Source organism: Dorea sp. MB18-49 (assembly GCF_023669465.1).
GTDB lineage: Bacteria > Bacillota > Clostridia > Lachnospirales > Lachnospiraceae > Dorea_A > Dorea_A longicatena.
Map to the genome: position 1 here is coordinate 19,585 of NZ_JAMOYX010000040.1, position 10,188 is coordinate 29,772.

Consider the following 10,188-nt stretch of genomic DNA (forward strand, 5'->3'; position numbering starts at 1 on the left):
CTCCTGTATTTTAAAATACTATCAGTATTTCAGACAACAAAAACGACAGTCCATTGTAGAAATGGACTGTCAGATCTTTCTATTCAGAAAGGATTAGTTCAGATATTTGCATCCTTCCATATTTACGTCAGCAAGATCTTCTTTGCTTGCACTGATGCTGACATAGAATTCAACTTCACATTCTTTGGAAACCTGTTTCAGGCGGTCGATAAATGCTGGAATATTATCCAGTGAGATATCGGCATGTTTTAAGATTCCGTCAATAAATACACATTCGATATCATGATTAGAACTGTACATACCATATAAAAATCCAATATATTCGTCAATATTGGTGATTGCCGGAAAATCATCCATACAGATAGTACGGATATCAAAAGTTACACTTGCTGTGTCGCGGTGAGTTTTTTTGATGAATACGACGTTTCCATTACATTTTTTTGCAGCCTCGTTAGCCTGCTCGATCATCTGCTGTGTTTTTCCTGTTCCTTTAGGACCTGCTAATAAATAAACCATGGTAAACACTCTCCTTTATGTATCATATTTACTGATCTGCATCAGTAGTAATTACTTATCCTTATTATACACTATGGAACTGGCAATAACAACCAAAAAAATGAATTTTCTGACAATTTTTTTGGATAAAATGTTGCTGAAAGCAGAAGGCACAGTGGATTTATACACTTTCTTAAAGACAGGCCTTGACTTATTTTAACATTCTTCATATAATAATGAAGAATATTGAAAAAAGCGCAGAAGAGGAGTATTAAGAGTCCAGCGTTATCAAGAGAACTGTCGGTTGGTGCAAGGCAGCAGACGAAGACTCCCAACTCGCCTCAGAGTTCTTTTGCTGAACAGATCATGTGGATAGAGAAGATACGGGATACAAGGTATTTATCCGGAATCATGATAACATAGGCAGAAGCGGGAACTTCCCGTTACAGAAGATCAATGAGTGCATCTGACAGATGATGTCGGGTGAAAAAGAGTGGTACCACGGAATATGAGCCTTTTTCGTCTCTTATAAAGCGAGATGAACAGGCTTTTTTTATACCAAAGTATGCAAGCAAAGCTGTCAGGTATGAGTAGTTACCATATAAAAAACAGGAGGACGAAAAAATGTCAAAAATCCCTTATAACCATAAGGCAATTGAAAAAAAGTGGCGTGAAAAATGGGAAGAAAACCCGGTAAACGTCCAGTATGATGAGAATGGAAATAAGAAAGAAAAATATTACTGTCTGGATATGTTCCCATATCCGTCAGGAAACGGACTTCACGTAGGTCACTGGAGAGGATATGTAATCTCTGATGTATGGAGCCGTTATAAATTACAGCAGGGCTATTACATCATTCATCCAATGGGATGGGATGCATTCGGACTTCCGGCTGAGAATTACGCAATTAAGATGGGCGTTCATCCGGAGATCTCCACAGCTGCCAACATTAAGAATATCAAACGTCAGATCAATGAGATCGCGGCTCTTTATGACTGGGACAGAGAAGTAAATACAACAGATCCGAATTTCTACAAATGGACACAGTGGATCTTTGTTAAGATGTTTAAAGAAGGTCTTGCTTATGAGAAAGAATTCCCGATCAACTGGTGCCCTTCATGTAAGACAGGTCTTGCAAACGAAGAAGTAGTCGGTGGAAAATGCGAACGTTGCGGAGCAGAGGTTACAAAGAAGAACTTACGTCAGTGGATGTTAAAGATCACAAAATATGCAGACAGACTGTTAAATGACCTGGATAAACTGGACTGGCCTGAAAAGGTTAAAAAGATGCAGGCTGACTGGATCGGAAAATCTTACGGAGCAGAGGTTGATTTCCCTGTAGAAGGAAGAGACGAGAAGATCACAGTTTACACAACAAGACCAGATACCTTATACGGAGCAACATTCATGGTTCTGGCACCAGAGCATGAACTGGCTAAGAGTCTTGCAAACGATGAGACAAGAGAAGCAGTAGAGCAGTACATTTACGATGCTTCTATGAAGTCTAACGTAGACCGTATGCAGGATAAAGAAAAGACAGGTGTCTTCACAGGAAGCTATGCGATCAATCCGATCAACGGAGCAAAAGTTCCGATCTGGCTGTCTGATTATGTACTGGCTGACTATGGTACAGGAGCAATCATGTGTGTACCGGCTCACGATGATCGTGACTTTGAATTCGCTACAAAGTTCAATATCCCGATCATCCAGGTAATTGCAAAAGACGGTAAAGAGATTGAGAACATGACAGAGGCTTATACAGATGCTGTCGGAACCATGATCAATTCCGGAGAATGGAACGGACAGGAATCTTCTGTACTGAAGAAAGAAGCACCACATATCATCGAAGAGCGTGGAATCGGACGTGCGACAGTGAACTTCAAACTGCGTGACTGGGTATTCTCTCGTCAGAGATACTGGGGAGAGCCAATCCCGATCGTACATTGTCCAAAATGTGGAAATGTACCGGTACCGGAAGAAGAACTTCCACTCCGCCTGCCTGAAGTAGAATCTTACGAGCCTACAGGAACAGGAGAATCTCCACTGGCTGCAATTGATGAGTGGGTAAACTGCAAGTGCCCTCAGTGCGGAGCTGATGCAAAGAGAGAGACAAACACAATGCCACAGTGGGCTGGATCTTCATGGTACTTCCTGCGTTACGTAGATAACCACAATGATAAAGAACTCGTATCAAGAGAAAAAGCAGATGAGATGCTTCCGGTAGATATGTATATCGGAGGAGTAGAACATGCAGTACTTCACCTTCTGTATTCACGTTTCTACACCAAGTTCTTATATGATATCGGAGTCGTAGACTTTGACGAGCCATTCCATAAACTGTTCAACCAGGGAATGATCACTGGTAAGAACGGTATTAAGATGAGTAAGTCAAAAGGAAACGTTGTATCACCGGATGATCTGGTAAGAGACTATGGATGTGACTCCCTGAGAATGTATGAACTCTTCGTTGGACCACCGGAGTTAGATGCTGAGTGGGATGACAGAGGAATCGACGGAGTAAACCGTTTCCTGAAACGTGTATGGAACCTTGTTATGGACAGCAAGGACGCAGACATCACAGCAACAAAAGAGATGATCAAAGAGCGTCACAAACTGGTATACGATGTAACAACACGTCTGGAAAGCTTCAGCCTGAATACAGTAATCTCAGCATTCATGGAGCACAACAACAAACTGCTTGAGATCGCTAAGAAAGAGGGCGGAATCGACAAAGAGACATTATCTACAATGGCAGTACTTCTGTCACCATTCGCACCACACGTTGCAGAAGAACTGTGGGAAGAACTGGGACACACAGAGAGCGTATTCAAAGCCGGATGGCCAAAATACGACGAGAACGCTATGAAAGATGATGAGATCAAAGTTCCGGTACAGATCAACGGAAAGACAAAAGCAGTTATCGAGATCTCTGCAGACGCTTCCAAAGAAGAAGCACTTGCAGCAGGTAAAGAAGCAATTGCCGACAAGCTGACAGGAAATGTGATCAAAGAGATCTATGTTCCGAAGAAGATCATTAATATTGTAATGAAATAAGAAATTCATATAGAATTATAATGAATGGGGAAAGAGGGTTGCCTGAAAGAGAGCGGGTGATCCTCTTCTTTTTTATAGTCAATATAAGTTATAATTTATTGCAATTATATATACTGCTGTGTTAAAATACAACAAAGCATATTTCAAAATTGTCAAAGGTGTGTGTCACCGTCTATAGTCTGATTACATTTCGGAAATCTATGCTTTTATACCAGGAAAAAAGCAGGGGTCCGAGCAAAACAATCAGATTCCGTAATACAGATATAAGGACAGTATTTGAGATAATCCAGATGATTTATGAACGGGATTATAAAAAGATGAATGCATTCATTGTATGGAGAAAAAGAATTGATACTGAATTAGCACTCGTTGAATATGTGTAAGGCATTGGAAGAACTATCCGTTATTTGAAAGATAATAGAAGATTTACAAGGAGAAGTATAAAATGAATATTACAGTATATCTCGGAGCAAATGAAGGAAATGACCCATTTTTTAAAGAAGCAGTGCGTGAGTTGGGAGCGTGGATTGGAACAAATGGAAATACTCTTGTATATGGCGGTTCAAAATCTGGCCTGATGGGAGAACTTGCAGAAAGTGTATTGCAGGCCGGTGGTAAAGTAATCGGTGTAGAGCCACAGTTTTTTATTGATGCAGGATTTGTATATGACGAGATTACGGAACTGATCACGACGAAAGATATGTCAGAAAGAAAGGCAAAGATGATAGAACTTGGAGACGCGTTCATTGCATTTCCGGGAGGAACGGGAACACTGGAAGAGATCACGGAGGTGATGTCCAAGGTATCGCTAAAGCATTTGGATGCACCGTGTATTCTATATAATCTGAACGGATATTATGACAGCCTGAAGCAGCTTCTGGAGCATATGATAGAGATGGATCTTTCATCCAGAGAAAAGCAGGAAGGAATATATTTTGCAGAGAATCTGGAAAAAATTCAGAAGTGTCTGGCTAAATAGAGGGGATGTCATGAAAGAAAATAAGAACAGGATGATTGACCGTCAAATCAGAAAAATGATAAGATAAAAAAGGTACAAAATGAGAGACCAATGAGGAAAGGAATGAACTTCGATCAGCTGAAATTAAATCTTCAGGGAGAGGTTACATTGAATTATGGTAAGTTTATATCTACGGTTATTAACTTTCTGATCACATACAAAGGTTATAATTCCGCTGTTGAATTTAGTATCATTGGCTAATCATGACATGAGAAAGACTTGGTGTTGTGTTTGTGGTGTATATGGAGGGATGTTTAGAAAAACTAACGGAGATTTGGACGCCCTTAGATTTTCTTACATCACGGAATCTTAGCCACAAACATAACACCAAGTCTTTCTCATGGACTCAGAGGCCACGATGATAAATTAAATACCAATTGATTGAGTGAAAAGCCGCGACTTTTCTAATCGTTTATAAAATTCAGAATAAAAATCCCCATCTTCCGGATAAGGCGTAAGATAAAACTGCGTCAGCACATGCATACTGATCGTCCTGGCGGTTCCGTCAGAATTCGCAGAAGAATCGAAAGCAAGATTCATAACATATTCCTGAAGGTCTTTCAGAAAGAAATGCCAGTCGGCTATATATTTTTCATAAGTTTTCAGATTCGGTGTATCCAACCATTTCTTGATTTTTACTTTGGAACGGTCTGTTTTTGGACATTCATGTATCTGTAAGAAATACTGGAAAGACCGATTTTCATAAAAGCGTCCAAGAGGAAACATACGGCAGATTCCGGGACGGAATGCATGGACCGTACAGCGTCCATTAGTATCCAGAAAGGAACAGGCTTCTTCGGCTCTGGCCATTTTCAGATTCGGAAGAATGATACCGTCTACAACATTAAGTTCCAGAGGGCCGGTCAGCAGTTCGTTTACAGATTTGGAAAGATTGGTGGAAAGCCGGTATACATCCAGTGGATCAAGGACGATGGAATTTCCCATGCCATGACAACAGGCAGAGCAGCCATCACATCCTTTACAGTCTGTCTTGGCCATGTCATTGCTGCTATATAATCTTCCATCGGATATTTCATCCAAATTAATTTCTCTTAACATATTTATTACCTCATATCTGTGTTTATCGTTTTCTTGTATAGACTTGTTAGATAAGTTGATTATAGTGTAAAATAGAGAAAGATGCAAATAAAATAGAAGGGATGAGGAAAGGTATGAAATTTTTTCATTTATCGGATCTGCATATTGGAAAGCAGCTTCATCGTTATAATTTAAAAGAAGATCAACAGGTGATATTAAAAGAAGTTATTACTTATGCAAAAGAATTACGGCCGGATGCAATTGTAATCGCCGGAGATATTTATGATAAGTCCGTTCCATCGGCAGAAGCTGTGAATGTATTTGATGAGTTCCTGACGGATCTTTCAGAGATTACACCAGAGATTCCGATTCTGATTATCAGTGGAAACCACGATTCGCCGGATCGTCTGAAGTATGCATCTGAGATTTTAAAGAGACATCATATTTACCTTGCCGGCAATGTTCCTGAAAGACCGGAAGAACATATTGAAAAAGTAACTTTGCATGATGCATATGGAGAGGTGGATTTTTATCTGCTTCCATTTATGAAGCCGGCATATGTAAAAAATATTTTTGTTGATGGAACACCGGAAACGTATTCAGATGCTGTAAAAGAAATTATTAAACGGGAAAAGATAGATTATAAAGATAAAAGAAATGTATTAGTTTCACATCAATTCTATGTGGGCGAAAAAGCGGAAAGCCCGGAAACCTGTGATTCGGAAGTGTTTTCTGTAGGTGGGATTGATAACGTAGATATTGGATCGGTGAAAGAATTTGATTATGTAGCACTGGGGCATCTTCACGGTGCACAGTGTATCGGAAAACCGGAGATCCGCTATTGTGGAACGCTTTTAAAGTATTCGGTCAGCGAGAGTACACAGAATAAAAGTCTTACCGTGGTGACATTAAAGGCAAAAGGCGAGAAGCCGGAAATTGAAAATTACCCGCTGCATCCGTTAAGAGATGTCAGAAAGAAAAAAGGAACACTGGATGAGATTATAAAAGAAGCCCAAGAGACGGAAAAAGATGATTATATCAGTATTACACTGACAGATGAAATCGATCCGTATAAGCCGAAAGAGCAGCTGGAACGGATATTTTCCCATATACTGGAGATCCGGGTGGATAATCAGCGGACAAGAACAAAATTAAAAGAAATGGATGAAGAACTGGTCATGAAAGATCCTTTTACTTCTTTTGCGGAATTCTATAAGGAGATGCAGGGAAGAGAGATGAATGGGGAAGAAGAGACGATCATGAAAGAAATCTTCGATAAGGCGAAGGGAGTTGAGTAGATGAGACCGGTAAAGCTAATTATGTCGGCATTTGGATCATATGCCGGTAAAACAGAGATTGATTTTACGGAGATCCCGAATGGTCTGTTTCTGATTACAGGAGATACAGGTGCGGGTAAGACGACGGTCTTTGATGCGATTACTTATGCATTGTATGACAGGACCAGCGGAGGAACCAGAGATGGAAATATGATGCGAAGCCAGTATGCTGGAGAAGAAACGAGTACTTATGTAGAGTACACTTTTTTGTATCAAAAGAAAGAATACAAGATACGAAGAAACCCGGAATATCTACGACTTGGGAAAAGAAGATATGCAGACGGGTCGCCGAGATATGTGAAAGAAACTCCGAAGGTAGAACTGACATTGCCGGACGGCAGCATATTCAAAGGAAAGAAAAGAGAGACAGATCAGAAGATTTCCGAGATTATCGGACTGGATGCAGACCAGTTTACGCAGATTTCCATGATTGCACAGGGAGAATTTCTCAAGCTTTTGCTGGCTGAGTCCAGGGAACGGAAAAAGATATTTTCCAGAATATTTCAGACGCGGTTTTACTACAGGATACAGGAAGAACTGAAAAAACAGGCTGTACAGTTATATGTGAAGCTGGAACAAAATCTTCAGGAAATGAAACTTGAGATGGCCAGAGTGGAATATCCGTCATATAAGAAGGATGGAGGTGTGTGGCCGGAAGAAGTTCAGCTGGAAAAATGTACAGAAGAAAATGAACTTATAAAGCAGTGGAAGGTGATTGCCGGGCAGGATATTCCGGACAGAGAACGTATATCCGTGATTTTGAAAGAGATCATTGATCAGGGAAACCGGTGGGAAAAAGTATGCAAAAAAGAATCTTCCCGGGCGCAGATGGTACTGGAAGATAAGAACCGACTGCTGAAGGAAGCAGAACTGCTGAATCAGCTCTTTGATTCGTATGAACGGGTATTGAGCCGACTGGAAGAAAAAATGCCGGAAAAAGCGAAATATGAGTTTTTAACAGGACGGATACAAACAGGTAAAAAGGCGGGACGTGTACTGCAAGAAGAAAAAAGGTATCTGGAGGAAGAAAAGCGCCTGACAAAACTGGAAGTACAGGAACGTAGTCTTCAAAAGGAATTACAGGAATGCCGGAAGCAGCTGCAGGAATTAACAGACAAACAGAAAGAAGCTGGCCGGGAAAAGACGGAAAAAGAGACAGTACTTACAGAAAAAAAGGTGCGGATACAGGATGCAATTTTACAGTATCAAAGTATGAATGCAAAAAAAGAAGAATTAGATAAAATTACAAAAGAAATAAAAAACTATCTTAATCAATCGGAAACCATACTACAGAAGAAAGAAATCCTGCAAAACAATCGAAAAGAAATATTAACATTTCTAAAGAAATATGAAAAGATAGAAACATGCATAAATGAATGCAGGAATCAAAAAGAACATATAGAAGAACAGATACGCCATTACGAAGAGCTTGACCATCAGGAAGAGAGAAAAGAAGAATTAAAAGAAGACTGCGAAAGAGCAAAGAAGGAAGCAGACAGGGAGCAGAAGAATTATGAAAATGCCTGGGCGGAATATGAAATGAAGTATCACAAGTTCCTGAATGAACAGGCGGGGATACTTGCTTTGAATCTGGAAGATGGGCAGCCTTGTCCGGTCTGTGGTTCCAGAGAACATCCACAGATTGCAGCCTTGAGTGATGAGGCGCCGACGCAGGCGGAAGTGGAACTTGCAAAAGCTGAAAGGGATAAGAAAGAAAAAATAAGAGATATAAAAACAGAAGCATTCAGGAAATGTCTTGCGGGATATCAGGCAGCACAGGAAATCTGTCTGACACTTCGAAAGAATATAAAAGATGAGGTGGAAGATATAACTGGAATTGGCTGGAAAGAGAAGATACAAAGCCTGAAGCGTACGCTTATGGAAACGGAAAAAAGATTGAAACAGCTGGAAGAAATTTTTGAAAGATGTAGAACGTTAAAAGAGAATCAGGAACAGATTGCGAACCAGATAGAAAAATTGGAAGAAAAAGAACGAAAGACCAGCCAGAGTCTGACGGAATCAAAACTTATGTATACAAAGCTGGAGGCGGAGTATCAGGCAATGGAGGAGAAGCTTCCATACAAGACGATGGAAGAAGCCGAAGAACATCTGAGAGAGATAACAGGAAAACTTGAGTTGGTCAGAAATAATTACGAGACGGTAACAAGATGTCTTACGGAAAAGCAGAATAAAGAAAAGGAACTGGAAGGACAACAGAAGACCGTATCAGCATCTGTCGTGCAATCACAGGAAGAAGTACAGAAAAAGATACGTTCCTATAAACAGATTATAAAAGAGCAGGGATTTGAGGACGAAGAAAGCTACCATAGTCAATGTATGACTGAGAGAGAACTGGAAGAAGCAGAACAATGGATAGAGGCATATCAGAAAGAATTGCAGGAACTGGAAGCGAACAGGACATTGCTTGAGCAACAGTTAGAGGGAAAAGAAAGAAAAGATACGGAACAGATTGCGCGGGAGATAAAAGAGGCATCCGGAGAGCTGGAAGAAATCCGTAAGGAATATATGAAACTTCATAATACCAATGAAAGAAACCGTGAGATAAGAGACAATCTGAAACGTAATTTTGAAAAGAACAGTGGACTTCAGAAGCAGTATGAGATTGTTGGAAATCTGAGTAAGACAGCAAATGGGAATCTGAGCGGAAGTGCCAAGCTTGATTTTGAGACCTATATTCAGAGGCAGTATTTCCGTCAGATCATACGTGCTGCGAATAAGAGACTGGTTCGTATGACGTCAGGAGAGTTTATTCTGCAATGCAGAGATGTAGAAAAACTGGGTAGCCAGGGACAGGCCGGACTGGATCTGGATGTTTATCATATGGCAACAGATACGGTCAGAGATGTAAAAACATTATCGGGAGGAGAGTCTTTCATGGCAGCTTTATCCATGGCACTTGGACTTTCAGATATTGTCCAGAATACAGCAGGTGCAATCCATCTCGATACAATGTTTATTGATGAAGGATTCGGGTCTTTGGATGATGTATCGAGAGATCAGGCAATCCGTGTGTTGAATGATCTTGCAGATAAGGACAGACTGATTGGAATTATTTCTCATGTAAATGAACTGAAGGAGCAGATAGATCATAAACTTGTGGTGAAAAAGAACGAAAAGGGAAGTTCTGTAAGCTGGTCTTTATAAGAGAAATATAAGGTATAAGATCAGAAATACAGAGAAGCTGTCATTTTCTCTATAGTATATGCAGATAAAAAAGGAAATCTG

The 10,188-nt window shown here is 40.2% G+C and carries 7 protein-coding genes and 1 other annotated feature; of the genes, 5 read left to right on the forward strand and 2 right to left on the reverse strand.

Translation table 11 applies throughout. The features are described 5' to 3' along the window. Nucleotides 1–93: 93 nt before the first annotated feature. Nucleotides 94–516 (reverse strand): hypothetical protein, encoded by a 423-nt coding sequence (locus tag NCY30_RS11370; RefSeq protein WP_006426255.1) that lies wholly within the window; start codon nt 514–516, stop codon nt 94–96. Nucleotides 517–744: 228 nt separating this feature from the next. Continuing rightward, nucleotides 745–1,025 (forward strand) — a binding site (T-box leader). A gap of 94 nt (nt 1,026–1,119) precedes the next feature. Here NCY30_RS11370 and leuS point away from each other — a divergent pair. From leuS to NCY30_RS11385, 3 genes are all read left to right on the forward strand, one after another. Beyond that, nucleotides 1,120–3,549: a leucine--tRNA ligase gene (gene leuS / locus NCY30_RS11375; RefSeq protein WP_006426252.1), complete on the forward strand. Its 2,430-nt coding sequence runs from the start codon at nt 1,120–1,122 to the stop codon at nt 3,547–3,549. A gap of 445 nt (nt 3,550–3,994) precedes the next feature. Continuing rightward, a complete protein-coding gene (locus tag NCY30_RS11380) occupies nt 3,995–4,528 on the forward strand; it encodes a TIGR00730 family Rossman fold protein (protein WP_006426250.1) in 534 nt (177 codons plus the stop codon). A gap of 102 nt (nt 4,529–4,630) precedes the next feature. After that, complete coding sequence (locus tag NCY30_RS11385) at nt 4,631–4,768, forward strand: hypothetical protein (protein ID WP_155512068.1); 138 nt, start codon at nt 4,631–4,633, stop codon at nt 4,766–4,768. Between the two features lie 165 nt (nt 4,769–4,933). Here the strand turns inward: NCY30_RS11385 and NCY30_RS11390 are convergent, their stop codons facing one another. Beyond that, nucleotides 4,934–5,626 (reverse strand): YkgJ family cysteine cluster protein, encoded by a 693-nt coding sequence (locus tag NCY30_RS11390; RefSeq protein WP_022415586.1) that lies wholly within the window; start codon nt 5,624–5,626, stop codon nt 4,934–4,936. Between the two features lie 113 nt (nt 5,627–5,739). Between NCY30_RS11390 and NCY30_RS11395 the strand changes: the two genes are divergently transcribed. Together NCY30_RS11395 and NCY30_RS11400 are read left to right on the forward strand one after the other, a co-directional pair. After that, entirely contained in the window at nt 5,740–6,903 is a 1,164-nt protein-coding gene (locus NCY30_RS11395; RefSeq protein ID WP_130096666.1) for an exonuclease SbcCD subunit D, read from the forward strand. After that, complete coding sequence (locus NCY30_RS11400; protein ID WP_055213697.1) at nt 6,904–10,107, forward strand: AAA family ATPase; 3,204 nt, start codon at nt 6,904–6,906, stop codon at nt 10,105–10,107. It begins immediately after the preceding gene. Nucleotides 10,108–10,188 lie beyond the last annotated feature (81 nt).

Excerpts from the sequence above, each read along its gene's own strand:
- NCY30_RS11370 (WP_006426255.1), bottom strand. The coding sequence starts at position 516 with ATGGTTTATTTATTAGCAGGTCCTAAAGGAACAGGAAAAACACAGCAG.
- leuS (WP_006426252.1), top strand. The coding sequence starts at position 1,120 with ATGTCAAAAATCCCTTATAACCATAAGGCAATTGAAAAAAAGTGGCGT.
- NCY30_RS11380 (WP_006426250.1), top strand. The coding sequence starts at position 3,995 with ATGAATATTACAGTATATCTCGGAGCAAATGAAGGAAATGACCCATTT.
- NCY30_RS11385 (WP_155512068.1), top strand. The coding sequence starts at position 4,631 with ATGAACTTCGATCAGCTGAAATTAAATCTTCAGGGAGAGGTTACATTG.
- NCY30_RS11390 (WP_022415586.1), bottom strand. The coding sequence starts at position 5,626 with ATGTTAAGAGAAATTAATTTGGATGAAATATCCGATGGAAGATTATAT.
- NCY30_RS11395 (WP_130096666.1), top strand. The coding sequence starts at position 5,740 with ATGAAATTTTTTCATTTATCGGATCTGCATATTGGAAAGCAGCTTCAT.
- NCY30_RS11400 (WP_055213697.1), top strand. The coding sequence starts at position 6,904 with ATGAGACCGGTAAAGCTAATTATGTCGGCATTTGGATCATATGCCGGT.